Here is a 26,941-nt window from a genome sequence, read left to right as displayed (position 1 = left end):
TACGGGCCACAATGCCCAAGCCGCCTGGATCGGATCTCTGACTTGAAGCGTCCCCTCCTCCTGCTCCTGATCAGCCTGGCCTTCAGCTCCCCCGCAAGCGCGACGATCAGCGAAAGCCACGGTTATGCGCAGTTCGGCACGCTCAAGTACCCGGCCCGATTTACCCACTTCGACTGGGTCAACCCGCAAGCGCCCAAGGGCGGTACGTTGCGGGTGATGGCGTTTGGCACCTTCGATACGCTCAATCCTTATACCTTCAAGGGCTCAAGCCCGGTTTCCACCCCCAACTTCCTGCAGTACGGCATCAACGAGCTCAATGAGCCACTGATGGTCGGCACCGGCCAGTACGCACCGTCCGGCGACGAACCGACCTCCAGTTATGGCCTGATCGCGCAATCGGTGGAATACAGCGAGGACCGCAGTTGGGTGGTGTTCAACCTGCGGCCCGAAGCGCGGTTCCACGATGGTTCGCCGATCACCGCTTACGACGTCGCGTTCTCCTACCGCTTGTTGCTCAAGGAGGGGCATCCGCAGTACCGCACCAGCCTTCAGGAAGTCGCGCGGGTCGACATCCTTAACCCGCAACGCATTCGTTTTGTGTTCAAGCGCGCCGGCAACCCATTGCAGATCCTGCGCCTCGGCGAATTACCGGTCCTGTCGCAACATTACTGGAAAGGTCGCGACTTCAAGGCCACCACCTTCGAGCCGCCTCTGGGCAGCGGGCCGTATCGCATCACATCAGTAACGCCCGGACGGCAGATCGTTTTCGAACGGGTCAAGGATTACTGGGGCAAGGACCTGGCGGTCAATCGCGGCAAGTACAACTTCGATCGCATGGAAGTCGAGTTCTACCGCGACAGCGACGTCGCCTTCGAAGCGTTCAAGGCCGGCGAGTTCGACGTTTACATCGAGCATCAGGCGAAGAACTGGGACAACGGCTACAACTTCCCGGCCGTACGCCGCGGCGACGTGATCAAGGCGCAGATCCCGCATCAGATCCCGACCCAGAGTCAGGGCCTGTTCATGAACACCCGACGCCCGACTTTCACCGAGACCAAAGTCCGCGAAGCCCTGGGGTTGATGTTCGATTTCGAGTGGACCAACCGCACGCTGTTCAGCGGCGCCTACAAGCGCGCGATGAGTTACTACCCCAACAGTGAATTCGAAGCCACCGGGCTCCCGGTCGGGCACGAATGGCTGATGCTCAAGCCCTATCGCGAGCAGTTACCCGCCAAGCTCTTCACCGAGCCGTTCAGCCTGCCGCACACTGACGGTCGCGGCATCCCCCGGGAAACCCTGCGCAAAGCCCTTGGGCTGCTCGCTGAGGCCGGCTGGAAGCTCAATGGCCAGCGATTGCAGAATGCCGTCGGGCAACCCCTGCGATTCGAGATCCTGCTGGTCAACCCGAACCTGGAGCGCATCCTCCAGCCCTACGTCGAAAACCTCGCGAGCATTGGCATCGACGCACGACTGCGCACCGTTGACCGCGCCCAGTACAAACAGCGCCTCGATCAGTTCGACTTCGACATGATCTTGATGACCCTCAACCAGACCCTCAGTCCGGGTCTGGAGCAATGGCAGTATTTCCATTCCAGCCAGATTGGCGTCAAGGGCAGTAAAAACTACGCCGGCATCGCCAACCCGGTGGTCGATCACTTGCTCGAACAACTGCTCGCCGCCCAGAGCCGCGACGAACAAGTCGCCGCCGGCAAAGCCCTTGACCGCGTGCTGCTGTGGCAGCACTACATCATTCCCAACTGGTACCTCAATTATCATCGCCTGGCCTACCGCAACCGGTTCGCCTTTGTGACCACGCCGCCCTACACCCTGGGCCTGAGCGCGTGGTGGCTGAAGTCTTCGGAGAAAGATCAATGAAACCCGTACGCACCCTGCTGTTGCAGGCCAGCGGACTGCTGTTCGCCGGGCTGGCCTGCGCCGCCCCGCAACACGCGGTGACCCTCTACAACGAGCCGCCGAAGTACCCGGCCGACTTCAAGCATTTCGACTACGTGAACCCGGATGCACCCAAGGGCGGGATCTTTCGCCAGGCCGGTTTCGGGGGCTTCGACAGCCTCAACCCGTTTATCAGCAAGGGCGTGCCGGCCGACGATATCGGCATGATCTACGACACCCTCGCCCGGCAAGGTTTGGACGAACCGTTCACCGAATATGGCCTGGTGGCCGGCAAGATCGAGAAAGCCCCGGACAACAGTTGGGTGCGTTTCTACCTGCGCCCTGAAGCGCGCTTCCACGACGGCCATCCGATTCGCGCCGAAGACGTGGTGTTCAGCTTCCAGATGCTGACCAAGGACGGCGCCCCGCTGTATCGCGGTTACTACAACGACGTCGAGGAAGCGGTCGCCGAAGACCCGCTCACCGTGCTGTTCAAGTTCAAGCACTCCAACAACCGAGAGCTGCCGCTGATCCTCGGCCAGTTGCCGGTATTGCCCAAACACTGGTGGGCCAACCGCGATTTCAACAAGGGCAACCTGGAAATGCCGTTGGGCAGCGGCCCGTACAAAGTCAGCGAAGTGAAGGCTGGACGCTCGATTCGCTATGAGCGGGTCAAGGATTACTGGGGCAAGGACTTGCCGGTCAATCGCGGGTTCTACAACTTCGATGTGATGACCACCGATTACTACCGCGACAACACCGTGGCGCTCGAAGCACTCAAGGCCGGGCAGTTCGATTACTGGCTGGAGATGACTGCGAAGAACTGGGCCAACGCCTACAACGTTCCGGCCGTTACCGAAGGCCGGCTGATCAAGGAACAGATCCCCAACGGCAACCCCACCGGCATGCAGGGTTTCGTGTTCAACCTGCGTCGCCCGGTGTTCCAGGACGTGCGCGTGCGCCAGGCCCTGACCTTGTTGCTGGACTTTGAATGGACCAACAAACAGTTGTTCAACAGCGCCTACGCGCGCACCCGCAGCTATTTCGAAAACTCGGAAATGGCCGCCACCGGCCTGCCGGATGCCGATCAACTGGCGATCCTCGATCCGTTTCGCGGCAAGATCCCCGAGCAAGTGTTCAGCGAAGCCTTCGAGAACCCGACGACTGACGGCAGCGGCATGATTCGCGACCACCAGCGCCAGGCCTATCACCTGCTGCAAGAGGCCGGCTGGCGGATCGTCGACGACAAAATGGTCGACGCCACCGGCAAACCGGTGACCATCGAGTTCCTGCTGGCCCAGACCGAATTCGAGCGCGTGCTGCTGCCGTTCAAGCGCAACCTCAGCGACCTCGGGATCGACCTGGTGATCCGCCGCGTCGACGTCTCGCAGTACATCAACCGCGTGCGCTCACGGGACTTCGACATGATCGTCGGCAGCTTCCCGCAGTCCAGTTCACCCGGCAACGAACAGCGTGAATTCTGGATGTCGGCCGCCGCTGACAAACCCGGCAGCCGCAACTCCATGGGCCTCAAGGACCCGGTGGTGGACCAATTGGTCGAGCAACTGATCAACGCCGATTCACGCAAAAGTCTGGTGGCCCATGCCCGCGCACTGGACCGCGTGCTGCAATGGGGTTATTACGTCATCCCCAACTGGCACATCAAGACGTGGCGCGTGGCGTACTGGAACCACATCGGTCATCCGAAAATCTCCCCCAAGTACGATATCGGCATCAACACCTGGTGGGTCAAGCCAGACGCGACACCGGCGATAGAAGTCGAAACCAAACTGCAAGCCGACCCTGCGGGCACGGAGTAATCAGATGCTGGCGTATATTTTTCGGCGACTGCTGCTGATCATTCCGACCTTGTTCGGCATCTTGCTGATCAACTTCGTGATCATCCAGGCTGCGCCCGGCGGGCCGGTGGAGCAGATGATCGCCAAGCTCGAAGGCTTTGAAGGCGCCACCAGCCGCATTGCCGGTGGCGGTGCCGAAGTGTCGGTGGCCGGTTCCGCCTATCGCGGCGCGCAGGGCCTGGACCCCGCCTTGGTGAAAGAAATCGAGCACATGTACGGCTTCGACAAATCGGCGCCGGAACGCTTGTGGATCATGGTGAAGAACTATGCGTCGCTGGACTTCGGCGACAGCTTCTTTCGCGATGCCAAGGTGATCGACCTGATCAAGGAAAAGATGCCGGTATCGATCTCCCTCGGGTTGTGGAGCACGCTGATCATGTACCTGGTGTCGATCCCGCTGGGGATCGCCAAGGCGACGCGGCACGGCAGCCACTTCGATGTCTGGACCAGTTCGGCGATCATCGTCGGCTATGCGATTCCGGCGTTCCTGTTTGCGATCCTGCTGATCGTGGTGTTCGCCGGCGGCAGCTATTTCGACTGGTTCCCGTTGCGTGGGCTGACCTCGAATAATTTTGCCGAACTGAGCATGGGCGGCAAGATCCTCGACTACTTCTGGCACCTGGCCTTGCCCGTGACGGCGCTGGTGATCGGCAACTTCGCGACCATGACCCTGCTGACCAAAAACAGCTTCCTCGACGAGATCAACAAGCAGTACGTGGTCACCGCCAAGGCCAAGGGTCTGACCCGCCATCGCGTGCTGTACGGCCATGTATTCCGCAACGCCATGTTGCTGGTGATCGCCGGATTCCCGTCGGCATTCATCGGGATTTTCTTTACCGGCTCGTTGCTGGTGGAAGTGATTTTCTCCCTCGACGGCCTCGGGCTGATGAGTTTTGAAGCGGCGATCAATCGCGATTACCCGGTGGTGTTCGGCACGCTGTTTATCTTCACCTTGCTCGGCCTGGTGGTGAAACTGATCGGCGACCTCACCTACACCTTTGTCGATCCGCGCATCGACTTCGAAAGCCGGGAGCATTGAGATGAACCTGTCCCCGCTCAATCGACGTCGCTTCGAACTGTTCAAGGCCAACAAGCGTGGCTGGTGGTCGCTGTGGCTGTTTCTGCTGCTGTTCGGCCTGAGCCTCGGCGCCGAGCTGATCGCCAACGACAAACCGCTGGTGGTGCATTACGACAACGGCTGGTACTTCCCGGCGCTCAAGCGCTACCCGGAAACCGCCTTCGGCGGCGAATTCCCGCTGGAAGCCAACTACAAGAGCCCGTACATCCGCGAACTGCTCAAGGCCAAGGACGCCTGGGTGCTGTGGGCGCCGATTCCGTTCAGCTATCAAAGCATCAACTACGACCTGAAAGTCCCGGCCCCGGCGCCGCCGTCGACGGATAACCTGCTGGGCACCGACGATCAGGGGCGCGATGTGTTGGCGCGGGTGATCTACGGTTTCCGCATTTCGGTGTTGTTCGCCCTCACCCTGACCATTCTCAGTTCGATCATCGGCGTGATTGCCGGGGCCTTGCAGGGCTTTTATGGCGGCTGGGTGGATCTCGCCGGGCAACGCTTCCTGGAAATCTGGTCCGGGTTGCCGGTGCTGTATCTGCTGATCATCCTCGCCAGTTTCGTGCAGCCAAACTTCTGGTGGTTGCTGGGGATCATGCTGCTGTTTTCGTGGATGAGCCTGGTGGATGTGGTGCGCGCCGAGTTCCTGCGCGGGCGCAACCTCGAATACGTGCGCGCGGCGCGGGCGCTGGGGATGCAGAACGGCGCGATCATGTTCCGCCACATCCTGCCCAACGCCATGGTCTCGACCATGACCTTCATGCCATTCATCCTGACCGGCGCCATCGGCACCCTGACCGCGCTGGATTTCCTCGGCTTCGGCTTGCCGCCCGGCGCGCCGTCGCTGGGCGAGCTGGTGGCCCAAGGCAAATCCAACCTGCAAGCCCCATGGCTCGGCATCAGCGCGTTTGCGGTGCTGGCATTGATGTTGAGTTTGCTGGTGTTTATCGGCGAGTCCGCTCGCGATGCCTTCGACCCGAGGAAGTGAAATGAATCAGGACAATCTGATCGAAGTGCGCGACCTGTCCGTCGAGTTTGGTATCGGCGAGCGTGCTCAGCGCGTGGTCGAAGGTGTGAGCTTTGACATCCGCCGCGGCGAAACCCTGGCGCTGGTCGGTGAAAGCGGTTCCGGCAAGTCGGTCACGGCCCACTCGATCCTGCGGCTGCTGCCCTACCCGATCGCGCGGCACCCGACCGGCACCATCGAGTACGCCGGGCACAACCTGCTGAACATGGGAGAGAAGACGATCCGCCACATCCGCGGCAACCGGATCGCGATGATCTTCCAGGAGCCGATGACGTCGCTCAACCCGCTGCATTCCATCGAAAAGCAGATCAACGAGGTGCTGGGCATCCACAAGGGCCTGATCGGCAAAGTGGCGACCAAGCGCACCCTGGAACTGCTGGAGATGGTCGGGATTCCCGAGCCGGAAAAACGCCTGAAAGCCCTGCCCCACGAATTGTCCGGTGGCCAGCGCCAGCGGGTAATGATCGCCATGGCCTTGGCCAATGAGCCGGAATTGCTGATCGCCGACGAGCCGACCACCGCGCTGGACGTGACCGTTCAGCTGAAAATCCTCGAATTGCTCAAGGAATTACAGGCCCGTCTGGGCATGGCACTGCTGCTGATCAGCCACGATTTGAACCTTGTGCGAAGAATTGCACATCGCGTATGTGTCATGCAGCGCGGTTGCATCGTCGAACAGGCATCGTGCGAAGAGTTGTTCCGCGCGCCGCAGCATCCGTACACTCGGTTACTGCTGGCAGCGGAGCCCAGCGGCACGCCGGCGACCAATGTTATCGGGCCGCCATTGCTGCAAGTCGAGGACTTGAAAGTCTGGTTCCCGATCAAGAAAGGCCTGCTGAAAAAGACCGTTGACCACATCAAAGCGGTGGACGGGATCAATTTCAGCCTGCCTCAGGGGCAGACCTTGGGGATCGTGGGTGAAAGCGGTTCGGGCAAATCGACGCTCGGCCTGGCGATTTTGCGGTTGATCGGCAGCAAAGGCACGATCCGTTTTGAAGGCAAGCAGCTAGACTGCCTGACGCAGAACGAAGTTCGACCGTTGCGCCGCGAGATGCAGGTGGTGTTTCAGGACCCGTTCGGCAGCCTGAGCCCGCGGATGTGCGTGAGCCAGATCGTTGGCGAAGGCCTGCGGATCCACAAGATGGGCACCGAGGCGGAGCAGGAACAGGCGATTATTGCGGCATTGAAGGAGGTAGGTCTGGATCCGGAAACCCGGCACCGCTACCCCCACGAATTTTCCGGCGGGCAACGGCAGAGAATCGCCATTGCCCGGGCATTAGTGCTAAAACCGGCGTTGATTTTGCTGGACGAGCCGACGTCGGCCCTCGACCGCACCGTCCAACGCCAAGTGGTGGAGCTGCTGCGTTCACTGCAAACCAAGTACAACCTGACGTATTTGTTTATCAGCCATGACCTGGCTGTCGTCAAAGCGCTGAGCCACCAGCTGATGGTGGTCAAGCATGGCCAAGTGGTCGAACAGGGAGACGCGCAAAGTATCTTTGCCGCCCCCCAACATCCGTATACACAGCAGTTGCTGGAAGCCGCTTTCCTGGCACCAGCCACTGCGTAATAACCTGAAAGAGAGGAGCAACACATGGGTTTTCTCGCCGGTAAGCGCGTACTGATCGTCGGTGTCGCCAGCAAGCTGTCCATCGCATCCGGCATCGCTGCCGCCATGCATCGCGAGGGCGCTGAGCTTGCCTTCACTTATCAGAACGACAAACTCAAGGGTCGTGTCGAAGAGTTCGCCCAGAGCTGGGGTTCCAACCCTGACCTGTGCTTCCCGTGCGACGTGGCCAGCGATGAAGAAATCGCCAAGGTCTTCGTTGAACTGGGCAAGAAGTGGGACGGCCTGGATTGCATCGTGCACTCCGTCGGCTTCGCTCCGGGCGACCAACTGGACGGCGACTTCACCGAAGCCACCACCCGTGAAGGTTTCCGCATCGCTCACGACATCAGCGCCTACAGCTTTGTGGCCTTGGCCAAAGCCGGCCGCGAAATGATGAAAGGCCGCAATGGCAGCCTGCTGACCCTGTCGTACCTGGGCGCCGAGCGCACCATGCCGAACTACAACGTCATGGGCATGGCCAAGGCTTCGCTGGAAGCTGGCGTACGTTACCTGGCCGGTTCCCTGGGCCCGGACGGCACCCGCGTCAACTGCGTATCGGCTGGCCCGATCCGCACCCTCGCCGCTTCCGGCATCAAGAACTTCCGCAAGATGCTGGCTGCCAACGAAGCGCAAACCCCGCTGCGTCGCAACGTCACCATCGACGAAGTCGGCAATGCCGGCGCCTTCCTGTGCTCGGACCTGGCGTCCGGCATCAGCGGCGAAATCATGTACGTAGACGGCGGCTTCAACACCACCGCCATGGGCAACATCGAAGAGTGATCTTCGGTTAGTCGTGAAAAACCCGCCGATCTGGCGGGTTTTTTTTGCCTGCGATTCCAGAAACCATGCGATCCCACTGTAGGAGTGAGCCTGATCGCGATAGCGGTGTATCAGTCGACATCTGTTTTGAATGTTAGGCCGCTATCGCGAGCAGGCTCACTCCTACACGGGATTTGTGTTTAGGCACTGGGCGAACAGTTGCTGGATCGGCTGCGTACGCTGGCTATAACGCTGCAGCAGCACGATCTCCCGATAAAACGTCAACTCACCCAACGGAATGATCCTGACCTTCGCCCCATACTCCAGCCACAATCCCGCTTCCGGCAGCAGCGACACGCCCAACCCACACTCAACCATTTTCACAATGGCTTCCAGTTCATCCAGCTCCAGCGCCACGTGCACGTCAATCTGCTGTTCACGCAGAAACCGTGTCACCAGACGTCCGCCGAACGAGTTGCGGTCATAGCGCACATGCGGATGACTGGCGAGGATGTGTAATGGGTCATCGCCCTCAAGGTCCATCGGAACGATCAGCACGAACGGTTCCCGGCGAATCACCTGCGCCGACAACTCCTTGGGCAGCTCAAACGGCGGCTTGATCAAAATGGCCAGGTCCACCTCACTGGTGTCCACCTGACTCAACAGATTCAGCGACACGCCCGGCACCAGTTTCGGCTCCAGCAGCGGTGCCTGCTGCCTCAAGCGCAACAACGCCTGGGGCAACAACCCGGTCTGAGCCGTGGCCACAGCACCAATCTTCAACTCGCCGCGATACTCGCTGACGTCATCACTGACTGCCATGCGGCTGAACGTTTCCAGCATCTCCCTGGCCATCGGCAACGCCCGTTGCCCCGCCGCATTAAGAATCGCCTGGCGCCCCGTACGGTCGAACAACCGGATACCCAGCGCCTGCTCCAGATTGCGCATTTGCGCGCTGACCGCCGACTGCGTGAGGCCAATGTGCATCCCGGCCGCCGCAAAGGTGCCGTACCGCGTCACGGCAATGAACGTCTTGAGTTCGCGCAGCATGATCGCCCCTGATTGATCGAAATAATTTGAGCTCGACGCAAAAACTATCGTCTTTTAATCAAAAAGCACAGCGCTAAACTCAGCGTCACACAACGACCATCCGAGGCTTGATCGATGCAATTGTCCCCTTTCCACTTGGCGATCCCGGTGTATGACCTGACCGCCGCGCGAAATTTTTACGGTGAGGTATTTGGCCTGGAAGAGGGTCGTTCCAGCGATCACTGGGTCGATTTCAACTTTTTCGGCCATCAACTGGTGATTCACCTCGCGCCGAAAAACGCTTCTCAGGAAGCCGCGCACACCAATGCCGTGGACGGCCATAACGTGCCTGTCCCGCATTTCGGCGTGGTCTTGAGCATGAATGAATGGGAAGCGCTGGCGCAGCGGCTGACCGCGCTGGGCACGGCGTTCGTGATCGAACCGGGCATTCGCTTTCAGGGCCTGGTGGGCGAACAAGCCACCATGTTCCTCTTCGACCCTTGCGGGAATGCGCTGGAGTTCAAGGCGTTCAAGGACATCAGTCAGTTGTTTGCCAAATGACCCGCCTCGCCCCGGACGCCACGCGTCTCAGCGAGTCGGTGATCAACGGTGAGACGACGCCTCTCGCCATTGCAGAATCGATGATCGAGCGCATTCTTGCGCAGGAACCGGATATTCAGGCCTTCGTCTCGTTCGACGCCCGACAGGTACGCGCCGATGCCGCGCAGAACAAGGGTCAAGGGCTGCTGGCCGGCGTGCCCGTGGGCATCAAGGACATCTTCGACACCGCTGAGTACCCCACGCAATTTCACTCACCCATTTATACCGGCCATCAACCGTCCCGGGATGCCCACGTCGTTACACTGCTGCGCCAGGCCGGCGCGCTGATCATGGGCAAGACCCACACCACCGAGTTTGCCTATATGCAGACCGGTCCAACCCGCAACCCCCATGACCTCGCTCGCACGCCAGGCAGTTCCAGCGCGGGTTCGGCTGCAGGGATGGCAGCGGGTTTCTTTGCATTGGCGCTGGGCACCCAGACCGCTGGCTCATTGCTCAAGCCGGCGTCCTACTGCGGCCTCTTTGCCTTCAAGCCGTCGCTGGGGCTGGTGTCGCTGGAAGGGGTAAAACCGCTGGCGCCGAGCTTCGACACCGTGGGTTGGTATGGTCGATCGGTGCGCGATCTGCAGTTGGTGGCGCGAGTGCTGATCCCTGGTTTCGTCGTACCTGACGTCGAGCGGCGTCCACTGCGATTGGGTTTCTGCCGCACATCACGCTGGGATCAAGTGGACCGGCAAGTGGCTCAAGCTCTGGAACAGGCTGCGGATCAGCTAAGAAACGCCGGTCATCAAGTGAGCGACGTCCGGCTACCCGATGAATTTGCCGGGGTGTTCGACGACCATCAACTGATCAATGACTGCGAAGGCGCCCGTTCGCTGGCAAAGGAATTTCAACGGCACCGGACTCAATTGAGCCCTTCGACATTGGCCATGTTCGAGCGAGCGGCGGCGACCAGCTGGGAACAGGAGTCAGCTGCCAAGGCACGTCTGGCCCGACTTGCACCAGTTTTGGAAGAGCATTGCCAACCCTTCGACGCCATGCTCGGCGCCTCCTGCGGGATGGTCGCGCCTGTCGGCCTTGAAAGCACCGGACCGTCAGACTTCATCAAGTTCTGGGGAGCGTTTGGCTGGCCGCAGATCAACCTTCCCTTGAATCGCGTCGAAGGTCGTCTACCGATCGGGTTACAGCTGATCGGACGGTTCAGAGACGATGGTCACTTATTGCGTACCGCCGAGCACGTAGCCGCGGACTTGCAAAGTATCGCTCAACCCTGAATTGACAGCGATTTTCCAGCGCGCATGGCCTCATCGACCACAGCCAGCAGTTCTTCCGCGCACTGATGCAACTGCTGCTCACATTCGATCTGTCCGAGACTGAAGTGCAGGTCAGAACGGCGATGCACCGTGGCGTTACGCTCAGCGAGTATTTCTTCGAGTCGCGCCCGGATAGCGGCGATATCCACAATGCTTGAACCCAGCAGCAAGGCAACGAATTTGTCGCTGCCGAGCCGGCCGACCACATCGCTTTCGCGAAACGCGATTCGCAGCACATCCGCGAAGGTTTTCAGCGCACGGTCGCCCTCGGCGCGGCCATACAGATAGTTGATGTGCTTGAGCTCATCGAGCTTGAAATGCAACAGCGTCGTCGGTTTGTCCAGTTGCTGGCAGGCGTCCAGCCCCTGTTGGGCCAATACTGTGAAACCGTGGCGGTTGGGCAGCAGCGTCAACTCATCCATGCTCGCCATCTGCACGCCCATCAGCTCTTGCTCAGCCTTGTGGGCCAGGTCGCGCAGTAATTGACGCTCCTGTTGTGGCGAACGCAATGGATCAGCGCGAACGCCGTTTTTCACCGGTTTGCCTGGGATCAACATGACTCACTCCAGTGGCGGGTATGGTCTTTAGAGTCGGCCATACCTGCATTGACTCCCTGTTAACGGACCGCCGGTCAGCTACCCAGCACCGGACAAGGGCCACCCGCCTCGGCCCACAGCTTGAATTGCGTGACAAAAATGTCGTGCGGCACCGGCACCGGTGCCCTGCCCTCACCAGGATTCCAGCCCCACAGCACCAGTTTGTCGTCGCTGACGTGTTTGATCAGTGCAGCGAAATCACGGTCGCCATTGCTGGCGCGGTCCTTGATCATCGCGCACAGTTTGTCCGCCGGCAGGCCGATCCAGGCCATCTTGTGCGACGCGGGCGGCAGGCTCCAGTGCGGCGCGCCCGGTGGCGCGTGCGGCCCGTAACTGGCCGGCGGATTGGCCTCGGCGTGACAGGTTGCACAGGGCAGTCCGGCCGCGCCCTTGCCGTCCATCCCGCGCACCACGTTCATGGCATGCGGGGTTCCGGCATCAAACTGCAACGGCGAATCCCCCGGAATGTGGCAGTTCTGGCAACGCGGACTTTGAAAGACTTTCTGCACCGTATCGAATGCCTTGATCGCTTCCTTGTCGTCCGCAAACAGGTCTTCGGCGTAGCCCGCCAGACCAATCAACAGCACCGCGCCCAACATCAGATGTCGTTTCATGTCACACCCCCGACAGTTGCAGCGGCAGCTCGCGCAAGCGCTGCCCGGTCAGGGCAAACACTGCGTTGGCGACGGCCGGTGCGGTGGGTGGAACGCCGGCCTCACCGATGCCGCCGGACCGTTCGGTACTGGGCACGATATGCACCTCCACCACCGGCATTTCGTTGAGCCGCAACACCTGATAATCGTGGTAATTGGATTGCACCACCTCCCCGTCCTTGAAGGTCAGTTTGCTGTGCAAGGCGAAGCCGAGGCCGAAGGTGATGCAGGATTCCATTTGCGCCGCGATGCTCATCGGGTTGACCGCAATCCCGCAGTCCACCGCGCACACCACCCGGTGCACACGGATTTTGAGGTTGTCCTGGGACACTTCGGCGACGTGCGCCACGTAGCTGCCGAACGACTCGTGCACGGCGACGCCCAAGGCGTGGCCGTCCGGCAACGGCGCGGTCCAGTTGGCTTTTTCAACCGCCAGATTGAGCACGCCCAAGTGCCTTGGATGGTTCTTGAGCAAGGTTCGTCGGTATTCCACCGGATCCTTGCCGGCCGCCTCGGCCAGCTCATCGATCAACGATTCCATGACGAACGCCGTGTGGCTGTGCCCGACCGAGCGCAGCCACAACACACTGATACCGGTTTTCGGCGAGTGCAGCTCCACCTCGTGATTGGCCAGGTCTTCCAGATAAGGGCTGTCGGCGACACCTTCCACCGAAGTCTTGTCGACCCCATCCTTGACCATGGTCGCCGCAAACGCAGTACCGTCCATGATCGACTGCCCGACCATCACGTGTTTCCAGGCAATCGGCATACCGCCGGCATCCAGGCCGATATTGGCCTGATGCAGGAACATCGAGCGGTAGTAACCGCCGCGAATGTCGTCCTCGCGTGACCACACGGTTTTCACCGGCGCGCCCGCCGCTTTGGCAACCTGCACGGCTTCGGCGACAAAATCCGAGGTCGGATTGGCCCGGCGACCGAAGCCGCCACCGAGGAATTCGGTGTGGATTTCCACCTGTTCGGGTTTGAGCCCGGTGATCTTGCCCGCGATCATTTGATCCAGTGTCTGAAACTGCGTACCGGTCCAGATTTCGCACTTGTCCTCGGAGATTTTCACCGTGCAATTGAGCGGCTCCATCGGCGCATGGGCCAGGTACGGCACGCTGTATTCAACGTCGATCTTCTTCGTTGCTTTGCCCAGTGCCGCCGTTGCATCGCCTGCCTTGCTCGCCGAACGACCGGGCGTGGCAGCCAGTTTGCGGAAACTCTCCAGCAGCTTCTGGCTGTCGAGCCCGGTGTTCGGCCCCAGGTCCCAGTCGACTTTCAGCGCATCGCGCCCCAGCTTCGCGGCCCAGTAATGATCGGCAATTACCGCCACGCCCGTGGGCACCTGCACCACTTTATGCACGCCCGGTACCGCCAGCGCTTCTGCGCCTTCGAAGGATTTGACGCTGCCGCCGAACACCGGCGAGCGGGCGACCATGGCGGTCATCAAGCCGTCGAACTGCACGTCCATGCCGAACGTGGCCCGCCCGGTGATTTTCTCCGGTGTGTCCAGGCGCTTGGTGGGTTTGCCGATGACCTTCCAGTCCTTGGCCTCTTTTAATTTGATGGAGGCCGGATCCGGCACCGGCAACTTGCCGGCGTCGTCGGCCAGTTCGCCGTAGGTGGCGCGCTTGTCACCGGCAATGACCACACCCGACTCGGTACGGATCTGCGAAGGCGCAACGTCGAAGCGCTTGGCCGCCGCTTGGATCAGCATCAAACGCGCCGCTGCACCGGCCTGCCGGTAGCGGTCAAACTCCATCCAGGTCGACGTCGAGCCGCCAGTGATCTGCATGCCACCAAACCCGGCCAAACCGTAATCAGCGGCCGAGGCTGGTGAATGCTCGACGCGAATGGTCGTCCAGTCGGCGTCCAGCTCCTCGGCGATCAACATGGTCAGGCCGGTCCAGATGCCCTGGCCCATTTCCGAATGGCCGAGCAGTACGGTGACGCTGTTGTCGTTGCCAATGCGCAGGAAAGCATTGGGTGCAAAAATGTTGCCCTCATTCTCCGCGCCCACGGCGAAACAATGGGCGCCGGGGATGACGAACGCCACCACCAGCCCACCCCCCAACAAAACACTGCCCTTGAGAAAACGGCGACGTGAGACATCCAGGATACTGTTCATCGTTCTGATTCCCTCCACATGGCATCAACCGATCTCGGCGGCGCGTTTGACCGCCGCACGAATCCTTGGGTAAGTGCCACAACGGCAGATGTTGCCGGAGAGCGCCTGATCGATGTCGCTGTCGGTGGGCTTGGGAATTTTTGCCAGTAACGCGGCGGCGGACATGATTTGCCCGGACTGGCAGTAACCGCACTGCACCACGTCGAGTTCGGCCCAGGCTTGCTGCACCGGGTGCGAACCGTCAGTGGACAGGCCTTCGATGGTGAGGATTTTTTGCCCGTTGGCCACGGCGGTCGCGGGCGTGATGCAGGAACGTAATGGCGCACCATCGACGTGCACGGTGCAGGCACCACACTGGGCCATGCCGCAACCGAATTTGGTGCCGGTAAGGTGCGCGACATCGCGCAGGACCCAGAGCAGCGGCATGTCCGCGGGGACATCCAGCGCCTGATCCTTGCCATTGATGTTGAGGGTCAGCATTGCGAATTTCCTCAGACTCACGGTGTTCTGAAGGGCGTCGCCATGACAATCAAATGCCTGTGCGCGCCTTGGGTTATCCCTTCAGCTAAGCGCAAAATGCCGGGCGAGACCGGTTCATCGACCACCGGTCACACCTTGAACCCCAATCTGATGGCTGTTTTGCCGCCGCCAAACCCGCGACACTGCGTTCGCCTGTAGCAGCTGTCGGCACCCGCCAGATCCCTCGATCATGCCAGCGCCACAAGCGCCCCAGATGCAAAGTGCCCATCAGGCAATCAGGATGGGCGCAGGTATCGGCAGCAACCACGCCAATCGCGCCAGCAGCCACACCAGTAACAGCGTTTTCTCACTTCAAGCCACCACAGGGATCAGGGCTTTAGACAACCGGTATTGGGCCAGCAAGCGCATGACGTAGCCGATCTTGAGCAATGTAGGGCCGATGATGGTCATGGCATGCATCGCCACCAACAACGCGATGGGCATATGACCGTCGTACAGGTAGGCGCCATAGATCCCGGCAAACAGCATGACCAGGCCGGCGCCGAGCACTTTGCTCGACAGGTACAGAACGCGCAGAGGGTTGTTGAGAAAATCGAACATATTGTCGTACTCCTGAATCGGGTCAGTTGTACGTTGGGAGTATCAAGCGCCGTGCCAAATATTGCCCTCTTTAAAATCAATACGTTGAACGCATAAGAGTCATATCGACCAAACCACAAAATAGTCACTATGACCCACAAACAAGTCATATTGACTCGACACTTCGGCAGATTTGCGATCTACGGTCCGACCCGTCAGCGCCAGGCCGACTACGCTGATAGTCCAGCATGAGTAACCCGTAGAGGAGCGCCACCCTGCAACGCCTGCAAAAACTGACTCCCTGCCTTTGGTTTGACACTCAGGCCGAAGAGGCGGCAAAGTTTTACTGTTCGATCTTCGATCACTCAAAAATCACTGCCCCCTCCCATTACGGCAAGGCTGGCCAAGAGATTCACGCCATGCCCGAGGGCATGGTGCTGACCGATCCAGCGCACGGAAATGCTGAAAAGCTCGAACACCACCAAGTCTCAACGAGCCTTTGACGGCGAGAGCTAATACACTCCGTTGCTGGCCTGCCGAGGACATTGACGATGAAGCACACCGTTGCCAAAGACGCTGACAAAGCCCCCCGCTTCTGGCGTGACGATGCCCTGCCCTTCATCGAAGCCCGCTCCATCGCCGACGGCCGCGAGGTCTGCTACACCCGGCATTCCCATGAGCACTTTTCCATCGGTGCGATCACCGCCGGGCGCAGCACCTACCTTCACGAGCAAGCGCAGTTCGAGGTCAGCACCGGCACCGTGGTGTTGATGAACCCTGATGATGTGCATGCCTGCAATCCGATCGACGACCAGCCGTGGTCGTACCTGATGCTGTACGTCGAGACGCCTTGGCTGACCGATCTGCAACATCAGCTCGGTTTCAGCCAGGATTCGGCCTTCAGACGCTTTTCCATCACCCACACCCGCGACGGCAACCTGTTCGCCGGCCTCAACGATTTGTACGAAATACTGGTTGATCCTCTGCAGGATGTGTTGTGCAAACACAGCGCGGCGGTAGAGTTTTTTACCGAGGTACAACAGCGGCTCAACCCGGTCGATCAAGCGCCGCGCGAACCCAATTTCAAGCTGGAGCGGGCTGCCGACTACATTCGTGACAACTGCACACACCCACTCAAGCTCGAAGACATTTGCGACGCGGCTCAACTGTCGCCGTCCTACCTGATTCGCGCCTTCAAGCAACATTACGGCATGACACCCCATGCCTTTCTGGTTAACCGGCGTATCCAGTTCGCTCGTGATCAATTGCGCATTGGCAAGTTGATTGCTGATGTTGCCCTGGAAGCGGGATTTGCTGATCAGGCGCATTTCCAGCGCGTCTTCAAACAGCACCTGGCAGCGACACCCGGACAGTATCGCGGTTAAGAAAACACTCTGCACTTAGAGCATTATCTAATTGCATGGAAACTATTAAAACCGCACTAAACCCATAAACAAGTCATACAAAGACATACAACTAAAATGACAACGCAACGCCCACTTATTTAAGCTCCTCTTCCAAGTCATACCCGAAACCAACACCAGAAGATGGAACTTCTCACTTGAGCAATTCACACAACAACCTTTTTAACCCCAACAACCAACAAGAGAAACAATCAATTACCGAGGTTATTGCGAACTTCCTCAGTGATGCAGACGTCATGGAAACCATCGGTTGGTCGTGGGACCGCTTATCGGTCACACGCATGGCAAACTCTCATCTGGATAACTTGCATCGCCCTGCCGCCATATGCCTATCCAGGCTTATTCGTCACCCCGACTTTTTAAAGATTCGCGCTGAACGGTCCATCCCCCCGACAAGTTCTTTTCAAGTCAATGAGTCGGGTCATCTCTATTACACCCATGAGAACGTCAGCAGCCGCACCATCGAAACTGACGTTATCACCGTCGGCTACTTCTCTGCCCGCACAGACATTACTCACTATGTCGCCGGTCTTGAATCGTTCGAAGAAGACCTTCAACTGTTGGCGAGTATGGCCAGGTTGACCGGTGGGTGGGTGACCGCCACCGAGAAAATGGCGGTCAGTCAGTGGTTAAACATTCACGGCTTGCCACTGCCTGGCACCGTAGAAAGCGCCAAAGAGCTGATCGACTTGATCAATCACTCGACACTGCCAGACAGCCCTGCGTATGAAGATTATTGGCAACTACTGGATTCACCGGAAGACTCTCCGTTCAATCTCACGGAAGAAAACCGTGCAATCATTCGCCAGGTCTCCGAGGAGCAAACCGCAGGCGAAGTTTCTCTGGTTGCCCTGCTTGGCGATTCGCTGAGGCTCGAAAGCGGTTCCTCCGATGGATTGCCCACCAGCCAAAGTTACCGAATGGCGCGGCTGATCGACATCGCCGTGTGGGCCTCCGACAATGGGCAAGCGTACATCGATGCCTTGGGATGGTTCGCCGATGAGACGGGCCTCAAACCCGCAGAGCCGTTTATTGAGCAACTGGTCATCGCGGCGATATTGCTTGACCTGGACCCCGCTGCTGATCGGGCCAATACCACATTTGCCGGCTTCGACCTCTATTCCAAACGATACTTGCTGGCCAGTCCGGCCGACGTGCGCACGCAACTTGAACAGCATTTGGTTTCTACATTCAAACTGCATGAACTCTTTTCGCCGCTGGTGGCAGAGCTGATCCTGGGAGGCATGGCACCGGAATATCTGGTCCATGATCTGCCGCCCGAACTACGCCTTGGAACGCCCGGCTGGGTTGTATTCACCCAAGCCGTGCACTTTGCCGAATCGATTGTTCCCGGCGTTTCTCGAAGCATGACGTATCAGCAGTTGCTCGGGTTTGGCCGGATATCGGAATTGAGCCCGGCTGTAAAAAACCTGTCGACGACGGTATCGGTCGATCCGGTCATCACCTGGGCCTTGATGAACAGACTTGTCTCCCGGGACGCCGAAGGCAACCTGAGCACGGATGCTGTCACCCTGGCCATGGATGAATATCAACAGCACATCGATATGATCAACAGCGCCGTTAAACAACTCGGCAAGCCATTACCCCATCGCAAGGCACTTGCGTTGAAAGAGTTGAAATCCTGGGAATCGGACTGCGACCCTGAGGAGTTGTTGGTCAAACATCGCGGTACCGGTGGAGGGGCGGGAAGAAAGGTATCGGTGATAGACCTTTATATGGGGGACGAACTTCATACTGAGGATTGGGACCGGATTTCAGGAGAAAGTATTTACAAGTCTTTCCCTCACCTGGTCCGCATGCCTCCCGTTGCCGAACTGTACGAGCCCGTCTTTGACGACCATATCGATACGATGACCCACGCGTTATCTGCCTCGATCAACATTGCTTTTTCGCAACTTCGCCCCCTGGACAGGCAGTTCATCGAAGAAGGGTATCTAGCGATTTACCAAGTCAATTCGTGGGGGCCGGGAGGACTTGATGGCGTCGTCCCATTGGGCGAAAGAGGCCCTTATGGAGTCATTATCTATGCACGAAAGGACTCGCAAATTCGTGGCTATGAACTTTTCCCACTCAGAATGGAATGCGTCGTAAACAAACAACTGACTGAAGCGTATTGGTTAAAAGGCGTCGATATTGACTTCGAAAAAAGCTATCCAGAAAAAAGAGTCTTTCACGAGGCCCCCATAGACGACGAGGCGTATTATAAAAACCTGGCACCCCGTAGCGACCAGCGCTCTCAGGTTATCTTCCACAAACTCGGCGAGTTCAATGTACCTTCTGACAATACCGACACTACTTCGCCGAACCGCTACTTCCGCTCCCAGCGGAAAAATGAAATCAGCGATTTTATTGCCAGGCAGAACCCGTACTTCAACAAAGCCGCCTTGAAAACGTTGAGCCTTGACGAAACGGCGCGCGAACAAGCCATTGCCAGTTCCGATGCCGCCTTTAACGTCATTTTGAACCTGATCGTTCCGTTCAAAGGGTGCATTGAGGATCTGTCGTCAGGTGTTCCATCCAGACAACGTAACGCGATACTGGGGTGTGTCATCGACGCCGCAGCGCTGGTCGTGTCCTTCGCGATTATCGGCGTCAAAGTCGTCGCGATCAGTGCAAAAGCCTCGACCCTGGTATCGAAACTGTTGTCTGCGTCCAAAGTTGTGGCCGGTACCGCCGTCAGTCTGGTCAATCCGGTCAGCGGTGCATCACATCTGCTCAAGGGGGGCGCCAAGCTACTCGGCCGGGGCGTAACAAAACTAAGCGGCAGCGGCCTCTCCGCGGCACACGCCGCCAGACAGCAACTGCGTTACATAACCGGTGCCAACAGCTACAACTTGATCAAGGCCGTCGACCATACCGGTGTCGGGCCCCGGCTTCGCATGTCGCTGGACACAGTTGCCCATGGGCGTGCGCTGTTCAAGGACGACAGCCTTCAGACGGTCGAACAGATTGTCGCCCGACTGGGGGACAGGAACATTCGATTACCGGAGGGTGCGACCCACCTTGAACTTGAGCATCTGTTCAATAAAGCGGTCATCGAATCGGCGATCCCATTCAAGCAAGCGCAGGATCTGGAGGCATTGATAGGCCGAACGGCGGTCGATGACCTGTTCGCCGCAGTCCTGGACAAATCGCAATATGGCTACACCACCGCACGGTCCGCATCGGGTGCCCAAGGTTATGCCGACACGCTGGCCACCTATGCCCAGTTCGAAGCAAAAAACGTCAATTACATGAAGGGCTACCAGCAAAACGTGCTGAAACAGGATCTGGGCAAGGCGCCGTTTAACCAGGCCATGCCGGAAGCAACGTTCAACCCGAACGGCTTTACGGATAATTCGCGCAGGGCCGGTGCCTGGATTGTCAACGGTTCGACCTCTCCCGGTAATGACGTTGAGAGCATCGTTCAGGTCCTGCGTGACTATGCAGGCAACAACAAACCGCTGACCGATCCGGCGGTGATCAAAGAGGTGCACGCACGGATTGCCCCCGCGACCTCTGACGTCGTGCGCATTGGCGTCAATGACAAGAAGTACGCCAGCAACATCAGTGGCTTCGCCGCAATGGAACAGCACCTGAAAACGCTGGACACCGGCCATGAGTACTTCGACAAACATTTGCTGGCAACTGTCGTGGGTTTCCACGGTTTGGGCGACGGCAATGGCCGCACAGGTCGCGCGCTGTATGCCATCAGCCAACTGCGAAACAACCGCTTCACTGCGCTGACAAAAAACGAGTTCAGTTTGCTGCACGGCCTCGATTGAGGCGAGTTGTCCGGGGGTCAGGAAACCAGCAGATACACGGCACTCGCCCCCAGCAATAGCGCCATGACCCGATTGAACAAGCGCATTCCTGCCGGATTATTCAAATAACCCTGCAGGAATGTTCCGGCATACACCCAGCAGCCCACCGACACATAACAGATCACCAGATACACCGCCGCAAACTGCCAGATCAGCCGCGCCTCACCGTCCGCGACGAAGGCGCCCATCCCTGCCACGCAGGCCAGCCAGGCTTTCGGGTTGAGCCATTGCATGATTGCGCCGTACACCATCGAAGGCGCCTTTGCGGACCCGTTCACATCCAGTCGGCCATCGTCCGCCGCCAGTTTCCAGGCCATGAACAACAGAAACGCCACGCCCGCCCATTGCACCACCCGCGTCAGCGCCGGCCACACCTGCAATACCTCATGCAGCCCGAGCCCCATCAACACCAGCAACAACACGAACCCCAGCGTAGCCCCGGCGACGTGCCGTTGACTGGCGCGAAAGCCGAACTGCGCGCCCGAGCTCAACGCCACAATGTTCACCGGCCCCGGCGTTATCGACGCCACCAGTGCAAACGTTGCCATGGAAATCAACAGACTCATCGCGCACCTTCTTCAATTCAGGGAAATCAGCGCTCAAGTTACTGAGCACCCTGCTGCGCGTATTGAAGAAAACTGCCCAAAGCATTGCGACACGTATGGGTTCAATCATCCTCGTGCAGCTTGATGCCTCGGGCGTGGAGCAAATGCGGGACGATCAGCACCAGCAACGTCAGGGCGAGGAACGATGCGGCGATGGGTTGCGTGAGGAAGGTTGTCCAGTCGCCTTCGCTAATGGACAGCGCATTACGCAGCTGCTTTTCAGCCATCGGCCCGAGCAACATCCCCACGATTACCGGCGCCACGGGGAAATCAAAACGCCGCATCAGCACTCCGCCCCAGCCGATGCCGAGCATCAGCAAAAGATCGAACGACGAGTGACGCATGCCGTACACACCGATGGTGGCGAACACCAGGATGCCAGCGTTCAGGTAAGGTCGCGGAATCTGCAGCAGCTTGACCCACAAACCCACCAGCGGCAGGTTCAGCACCAGCAGGATGACGTTGCCGATGTACAGCGAAGCGACGAGGGTCCAGACCAGGTCGCCCGAGGTCTGGAACAGCATCGGGCCGGGTTGCAGGTTGTAGTTCTGGAACGCGGCCAACAGGATGGCCGCCGTGGCGGAAGTCGGAATGCCCAGCGTCAGCAGCGGTACCAACGAGCCGGTCGCACTGGCATTGTTGGCCGCCTCAGGCCCGGCCACGCCTTCAATCGCGCCCTCGCCTTTACTGCCAGCGAACTCTTTCGGGTATTTGCTCAGCTTGCGTTCGGCCGAATAGGACAGAAACGTCGGAATCTCGGCGCCACCGGCCGGAATTGAACCGAACGGGAAGCCGATCAGGGTGCCGCGCAGCCAGGCCGGAACCGAACGTTTCCAGTCAGCGCGGGTCATCCACAACGAGGTCAAGCGGTGTCGGTTGCCGGCTTCTTCTTTTTGATACAACAGGCTGTACAACGCTTCCCCCACTGCGAACAGACCCACTGCCACCAACACCACTTCAATGCCATCCACCAACTCCGGCACCCCCAGGGTGTAGCGGGCAATGCCCGAGGTCGAATCCAGGCCGATCAAGCCAATGGCCAGGCCCACCCCCAGCGAGGCGAAACCGCGCAGCATCGACGCGCCGAGGACCGCCGACACGGTGGTGAACGACAGCACCAGAATCGCGAAATACTCCGCCGGGCCGAATTTCAGCGCCAGTGTGGCAACCACCGGGGCAAACAGCGTCAGCAGGATCGTGGCAATCGTCCCGGCCACAAATGAACCGATGGCCGCCGTGGCCAGTGCCGGCCCGGCCCGGCCATTGCGGGCCATCAGGTTACCTTCCAGGGCCGTGACCATGGAGGACGACTCCCCCGGCGTGTTGAGCAAAATGGAAGTCGTGGAACCGCCAAACTGCGCGCCGTAATAGATACCGGCAAACATGATCAGCGCCCCGGTCGGATCGACCTTGGCGGTGATCGGCAGCAACAGCGCCACGGTCAGCGCCGGCCCAATGCCGGGCAACACGCCAATGGCCGTGCCGAGCAGACAGCCGATAAAGCCCCACATCAGATTGATCGGTGACAGCGCGGCGGAAAACCCCATCGCCAGACTTGCAAGAATATCCACCGGGTTGATCTCCTGTGGCCCGGATCAGATCCAGGCGTTGACAAGGGGCGGCAGGGAAACCCCGAGCCCGGCGTTGAACAGCCAATAAATCGGCAGCGTCAGGGCAATGCCGATGGCCAGGTCGCGCAGTGGATGGCGACTGCCAAACCCGCGTGCGGCACAGACAAACAACAGCCCGGCGGCGAGGACGAAACCGATCAGGTTGATCAGCACCGCCACCCCCACCAGTCCCGCCGTCACCCACGCCACACCCCGTTTGCCGCCGGGCAGCGCTTTGGCCGATTCGTCATGGTGATCCGCCAGCTCGCGAAAACCACCGGTAACGGCCTGATAACTCAGCAGCAAACCGACCACGCCAAGGAACACCGCCAACCCATAGGGATAGACATGCGCGCCCAAAATGACGAAGCCCATCTCGGGCGGAAACCGGAAGGCACCGACCGCCAGAACGGCGCTGATGGCGATCAGGCCAAGGCCGATCGCCAACTGTGGCGGCACAATGTTGCGCGGGCCGGCCATGTCAATTCAGCAGCCCGACGTTGACCAGCATCGCGTGCAACCGCACGTGTTCTTCGGCGACAAACTTGCCGAACTCATCGCCGGTCAACACGCTCGGCGACCATGCGTTGGTCTGGATGTTGTCCTTCCAGGATTGGCTGTTGGAAGCCGCGACAACGGCGTCGGTCAGTTCTTTACGCTGCTCCGGGCTCAGGCCTGCCGCGCCGTACACACCGCGCCAGTTGCCGATGATCACGTCGTAACCTTTCTCTTTGAGGGTCGGTGCATCAATGCCAGGCACACGCTCCGGCGCGCCGATGGCGAGCACACGGAACTGGCCGTTCTTGATGTATTGACCCAGTTCGGCATAACCGCCGGTGATCACCTTGATCTGCCCGCCGAGCGCCTGGGCAACCACTTCACCACCACCGGCGAAAGCGACGTAGTTGACCTTGTTCACCGGGATGTCCATTTTGCCGGCCAGTTCGGCGATGCCGATGTGATCGACCGAGCCTTTGGAGCCGCCGCCCCACGTGATGCTGGTCGGTTTTTCCTTGAAGGCCTTGAGCAAGTCTTCCAGGGTTTTGAACTCGGACTCTTTGCGCACTGCAATCACGTTGTACTCCGTGAACAACCGGGCAATCGGTGTCACGTCCTTCAGGGTGATTTGCGGTTTGTTCTGTTCAATGCCCGCGACCATGATCGCGCCCACCACCAGCAACGCATCACCATCACCCTTAGTGCTGTTGGCAAACTGCGCCAGCCCCAGCGTTCCACCCGCCCCGCCCTTGTTTTCGAAGGTGGCGGATTTAGCGACCTTGGCCTCGATCAAGGCTTTGCCCAGTTCGCGGGCGGTCTGGTCATAGCCGCCACCGACCGAACCCGGGGCCATGAACTTGACGGTGTCCAGCGCCATGGCGGGTGTCGAGAGTGCGGCAGCGGTAATCGCCACAGCAGCGGCGTAGTTGAAACGACGGAACAAAGCGAACATGAGCGGTCTCCTGATCTTGTTTTTGTAGGTGCCGTTGAATCGCGCTCAGGAGCAACCCCTGCTCACTGAACATGCGTCTGTGAACAAGCGTAGGCCATGGTTTTGATTGAGGGTGTGTTGTTGTCCAGATCGCCCGGGGCCTTGGACTTTTTACGTATGCGCGTCCACCACCCACTTCACTTTCACCAGTGCTTGTCGAAGTGTGTCCATGTCCACCGAGCCCAACGCCAACCGCAAGGCGTGCGGTACATGGAGCGAAATCGCGAAGGGTTCGGCGGTGGACACAGAAACCTGCTCACGCATCAACGCCACGGCAATCTGGTCTGCCCGTGCCTCTTCCGACAAAGGCAGCCACAGAAAGTAGGACGACGGATGGCGGATCACCGCAAGTCCGCTGAGCGCCTCATCGGCCAGCTTCTGTCGTGCCTGTGCGTCTTCGCGTTTTTGCGCTTCGAGCCGGGTGACGGTGCCATCCTCAAGCCAGGCGCAGGCGATGGCCGTCATAACGCCCGGGGTGTTCCAGGTGGTCGCCCTGATTGTGCGCTCGAGCTCGGCGACCTTCTGCGCAGGGGCCACAATGAAACCAACGCGCAAACCGGTGGCGACGTTCTTGGAAAAACCGGACACGTAAATCGTCCGCTCCGGGGCCAACTCAGTGATGGGCGGCGGCGCGTCTTCGGCGAGAAACGCATAAGCCCCGTCCTCAATGATGTGCAGGTCGTGCTTGCGCGCAATCGACACCAGATGTTCGCGCTGCTCGGCCGGCATCACCCAGCCCATAGGGTTATGCAGGGTCGGCATGGTGTAGACGGCGCGCACCGTCCGGCGGCGGCACAGGTCCTCCAGCGCCTGCAGATCCGGACCGTGTTCCGTGACGGGAATGGGCACGATTTCAAGGTGCAGCGTGGCGGCCAGCACTTTGAAACCCGAGTAGGTCAGCGCGTCCGCCGCGATTACGTCACCGGGTCGCAGCAATGCCATCAACGTCACTGCCAGACCGTGTTGAGCGCCGCTGACAATCAACACGTTGTCGGCTTCAACCGTCAGGCCACGGCTAAGCAAATGTCGAGCAATGGAGGCGCGCTCATGCGCCCGTCCGCAGTGAGGCTGGTAGCGCAGGTGCGATTCCAGGTCGCCGGACAACGCGAGTTGGCGCAAGGCATTGCGCAACAGGTCGGCCTGCCCCGGCAGCGCGGGATAGTTGAAATTGAGGTCAATCACCCCTGGCGCAATGTCCGGCTGATCGATGCCGTGGCTGGGCGGTAACGACGTCTCCCGGACAAAGGTCCCGCGCCCGGTTTCACCGCTGACCAATCCCATCGCTTCCAGTTCGGCATACACCCGGCTGGCCGTGACCAGCGCCAGGCCTTCGCTGGCGGCCAACTGACGGTGCGTCGGCAAGCGTGTGCCCGGCAGCAAGCGCCCCGCGTGAATATCGGCGGCCAGGGTGTCCACCAGGGACTTGTAACGGGAGCGTGGCATCGTGGGGTGTATCCATGACAATTTTTTGATTGTTCTTAATCCTGGCTCATAAGATGCCTTTCACGCAACCTGCCTCGGAGACGCCACATGGACAGGACCTCAACGCTCAACAGACCGACACTGGACAAGCACGCCAGCGGGCTGATCAATGGCTTCATCGGCGTGCTGATCTTCAGCGGCTCACTGCCCGCCACCCGCGTGGCTGTGCTTGAATTCGACCCGGTGTTCCTGACCGTCGCCCGGGCCACCATCGCCGGCGTGCTGGCGCTGTGCATGCTGTGGCTGTTCAAGGAAAAGCGCCCGGCGCGTAGTCAATTGTTGCCTTTGGTCATTGTGGCGCTGGGAGTTGTGGTCGGCTTTCCGCTGCTGACCGCATTGGCGTTGCAATACGTGACGTCGGCGCATTCCATCGTCTTTGTCGGTCTGTTGCCGCTCGCCACGGCCGCGTTTGGCGTGTTGCGCGGTGGCGAACGTCCACGGCCGGCGTTCTGGTTTTTCTCGGTGCTGGGCAGTTTGCTGGTGATCGGCTTCGCCGTTTCCCAAGGCCTTACCGCGTCGCCTGTCGGTGATTTGCTGATGCTGCTGGCGATTCTGGCCTGTGGCCTGGGGTATGCCGAAGGCGCCAAACTCTCCAGAACACTGGGCGGCTGGCAGGTGATTTGCTGGGCCTTGGTGTTGTCGCTGCCGCTGATGGTCGCGCTGACGGTGTGGCGGATGCCCGTTTCATTGTCCGGGATCACGATGCCGGCCTGGTTGAGCCTGGCGTATGTGTCGCTGTTCAGCATGCTGATCGGTTTCGTGTTCTGGTATCGCGGATTGGCGCAGGGCGGGATTGCGGCGGTGGGACAGCTTCAACTGCTGCAGCCGTTTTTCGGCCTGGCGCTGGCGGCGACGTTGCTGCACGAACAGGTCAGCCTCGGCATGCTCGGGGTCACCGTGGCGGTGATTCTCTGCGTGGCAGGCGCGAGGAAGTTCGCCAAATAAA

22 protein-coding genes and 1 pseudogene are annotated in these 26,941 nt (G+C 59.6%); 12 read left to right on the top strand and 11 right to left on the bottom strand.

The genetic code is table 11. The annotated features are described in order from the left end of the window. The first annotated feature begins 42 nt into the window (after positions 1-42). From SB725_RS15210 to fabI, 6 genes are read left to right on the top strand one after another with little or no spacing between them, the layout of a single operon-like run. Complete coding sequence (locus SB725_RS15210) at positions 43-1,875, top strand: extracellular solute-binding protein (RefSeq protein WP_410922081.1); 1,833 nt, start codon at positions 43-45, stop codon at positions 1,873-1,875. Then, entirely contained in the window at positions 1,872-3,713 is a 1,842-nt protein-coding gene (locus SB725_RS15205) for an extracellular solute-binding protein (protein ID WP_027923385.1), read from the top strand. Before SB725_RS15210 ends, SB725_RS15205 begins: the two co-directional genes overlap by 4 nt. A gap of 4 nt (positions 3,714-3,717) precedes the next feature. Continuing rightward, the gene (locus SB725_RS15200; protein ID WP_027923384.1) at positions 3,718-4,791 is read left to right on the top strand and encodes a microcin C ABC transporter permease YejB; all 1,074 of its coding nucleotides are present in this window, start codon (positions 3,718-3,720) and stop codon (positions 4,789-4,791) included. A 1-nt stretch (position 4,792) separates the two neighbouring features. Continuing rightward, positions 4,793-5,812 (top strand): ABC transporter permease, encoded by a 1,020-nt coding sequence (locus SB725_RS15195; protein ID WP_027923383.1) that lies wholly within the window; start codon positions 4,793-4,795, stop codon positions 5,810-5,812. Position 5,813: 1 nt separating this feature from the next. Next, positions 5,814-7,421, top strand: coding sequence for an ABC transporter ATP-binding protein (locus tag SB725_RS15190; protein WP_194939571.1), 1,608 nt, complete (start codon positions 5,814-5,816; stop codon positions 7,419-7,421). 24 nt (positions 7,422-7,445) lie between these two features. After that, entirely contained in the window at positions 7,446-8,240 is a 795-nt protein-coding gene (fabI, locus tag SB725_RS15185; protein WP_027923381.1) for an enoyl-ACP reductase FabI, read from the top strand. A 162-nt stretch (positions 8,241-8,402) separates the two neighbouring features. Here fabI and SB725_RS15180 read toward each other — a convergent pair whose 3' ends face one another. After that, positions 8,403-9,269, bottom strand: a complete 867-nt coding sequence (locus SB725_RS15180) for a LysR family transcriptional regulator (RefSeq protein WP_027923380.1) — start codon at positions 9,267-9,269, stop codon at positions 8,403-8,405. Positions 9,270-9,383: 114 nt separating this feature from the next. On the opposite strand from SB725_RS15180, the gene SB725_RS15175 reads away from it, so the two are divergent. Both SB725_RS15175 and SB725_RS15170 read left to right on the top strand, forming a co-directional pair. After that, complete coding sequence (locus SB725_RS15175; protein WP_059180964.1) at positions 9,384-9,809, top strand: VOC family protein; 426 nt, start codon at positions 9,384-9,386, stop codon at positions 9,807-9,809. After that, a complete protein-coding gene (locus SB725_RS15170; RefSeq protein WP_410922078.1) occupies positions 9,806-11,083 on the top strand; it encodes an amidase in 1,278 nt (425 codons plus the stop codon). Before SB725_RS15175 ends, SB725_RS15170 begins: the two co-directional genes overlap by 4 nt. On the opposite strand, the gene SB725_RS15165 is transcribed toward SB725_RS15170, so the two are convergent. The 5 genes from SB725_RS15165 to SB725_RS15145 all read right to left on the bottom strand — a co-directional run bounded on the left by SB725_RS15165 (position 11,074) and on the right by SB725_RS15145 (position 15,582). Continuing rightward, positions 11,074-11,679 (bottom strand): GGDEF domain-containing protein, encoded by a 606-nt coding sequence (locus SB725_RS15165; protein ID WP_027923377.1) that lies wholly within the window; start codon positions 11,677-11,679, stop codon positions 11,074-11,076. The two genes, SB725_RS15170 and SB725_RS15165, sit on opposite strands and share 10 nt — an antisense overlap. Positions 11,680-11,753: 74 nt before the next feature. After that, positions 11,754-12,332 carry a hypothetical protein gene (locus SB725_RS15160; RefSeq protein WP_059180966.1) on the bottom strand — a complete coding sequence of 193 codons (579 nt, stop codon included), beginning with the start codon at positions 12,330-12,332 and terminating at the stop codon, positions 11,754-11,756. A 1-nt stretch (position 12,333) separates the two neighbouring features. Further along, a complete protein-coding gene (locus SB725_RS15155; RefSeq protein WP_059180967.1) occupies positions 12,334-14,502 on the bottom strand; it encodes a xanthine dehydrogenase family protein molybdopterin-binding subunit in 2,169 nt (722 codons plus the stop codon). Between the two features lie 24 nt (positions 14,503-14,526). Next, positions 14,527-14,982 (bottom strand): (2Fe-2S)-binding protein, encoded by a 456-nt coding sequence (locus SB725_RS15150; protein ID WP_027923374.1) that lies wholly within the window; start codon positions 14,980-14,982, stop codon positions 14,527-14,529. Between the two features lie 351 nt (positions 14,983-15,333). Continuing rightward, on the bottom strand, positions 15,334-15,582 hold the full coding sequence (locus tag SB725_RS15145) for a hypothetical protein (protein ID WP_027923373.1): 249 nt from the start codon (positions 15,580-15,582) through the stop codon (positions 15,334-15,336). A 254-nt stretch (positions 15,583-15,836) separates the two neighbouring features. Here SB725_RS15145 and SB725_RS15140 point away from each other — a divergent pair. The 3 genes and pseudogenes from SB725_RS15140 to SB725_RS15130 form a co-directional block, all read left to right on the top strand. Continuing rightward, positions 15,837-16,004, top strand: a pseudogene (locus SB725_RS15140) (VOC family protein); the annotation flags it as partial. Positions 16,005-16,112: 108 nt separating this feature from the next. After that, positions 16,113-16,946 (top strand): AraC family transcriptional regulator, encoded by an 834-nt coding sequence (locus SB725_RS15135; protein WP_059180968.1) that lies wholly within the window; start codon positions 16,113-16,115, stop codon positions 16,944-16,946. Between the two features lie 176 nt (positions 16,947-17,122). Continuing rightward, positions 17,123-20,770, top strand: coding sequence for a hypothetical protein (locus SB725_RS15130; RefSeq protein WP_410922075.1), 3,648 nt, complete (start codon positions 17,123-17,125; stop codon positions 20,768-20,770). A 17-nt stretch (positions 20,771-20,787) separates the two neighbouring features. On the opposite strand, the gene SB725_RS15125 is transcribed toward SB725_RS15130, so the two are convergent. The 5 genes from SB725_RS15125 to SB725_RS15105 form a co-directional block, all read right to left on the bottom strand. Then, a complete protein-coding gene (locus tag SB725_RS15125; protein ID WP_027923370.1) occupies positions 20,788-21,375 on the bottom strand; it encodes a LysE family translocator in 588 nt (195 codons plus the stop codon). Positions 21,376-21,476: 101 nt separating this feature from the next. Then, a complete protein-coding gene (locus SB725_RS15120; protein ID WP_027923369.1) occupies positions 21,477-22,985 on the bottom strand; it encodes a tripartite tricarboxylate transporter permease in 1,509 nt (502 codons plus the stop codon). Positions 22,986-23,009: 24 nt separating this feature from the next. Beyond that, positions 23,010-23,504, bottom strand: coding sequence for a tripartite tricarboxylate transporter TctB family protein (locus tag SB725_RS15115; RefSeq protein ID WP_027923368.1), 495 nt, complete (start codon positions 23,502-23,504; stop codon positions 23,010-23,012). A gap of 1 nt (position 23,505) precedes the next feature. Then, a complete protein-coding gene (locus SB725_RS15110) occupies positions 23,506-24,474 on the bottom strand; it encodes a tripartite tricarboxylate transporter substrate binding protein (RefSeq protein ID WP_027923367.1) in 969 nt (322 codons plus the stop codon). A gap of 150 nt (positions 24,475-24,624) precedes the next feature. Further along, the gene (locus SB725_RS15105; protein ID WP_410922072.1) at positions 24,625-25,956 is read right to left on the bottom strand and encodes a PLP-dependent aminotransferase family protein; all 1,332 of its coding nucleotides are present in this window, start codon (positions 25,954-25,956) and stop codon (positions 24,625-24,627) included. 87 nt (positions 25,957-26,043) lie between these two features. On the opposite strand from SB725_RS15105, the gene SB725_RS15100 reads away from it, so the two are divergent. Then, positions 26,044-26,940, top strand: a complete 897-nt coding sequence (locus SB725_RS15100; protein WP_027923365.1) for a DMT family transporter — start codon at positions 26,044-26,046, stop codon at positions 26,938-26,940. Position 26,941: the final 1 nt, after the last annotated feature.

It is taken from the genome of Pseudomonas sp. SIMBA_041, assembly GCF_046535095.1.
Lineage (GTDB): Bacteria > Pseudomonadota > Gammaproteobacteria > Pseudomonadales > Pseudomonadaceae > Aquipseudomonas > Aquipseudomonas mucoides.
The sequence above is the reverse complement of the archived record's forward strand: the minus strand, read 5'-3'. Positions and strand labels throughout refer to the sequence as shown.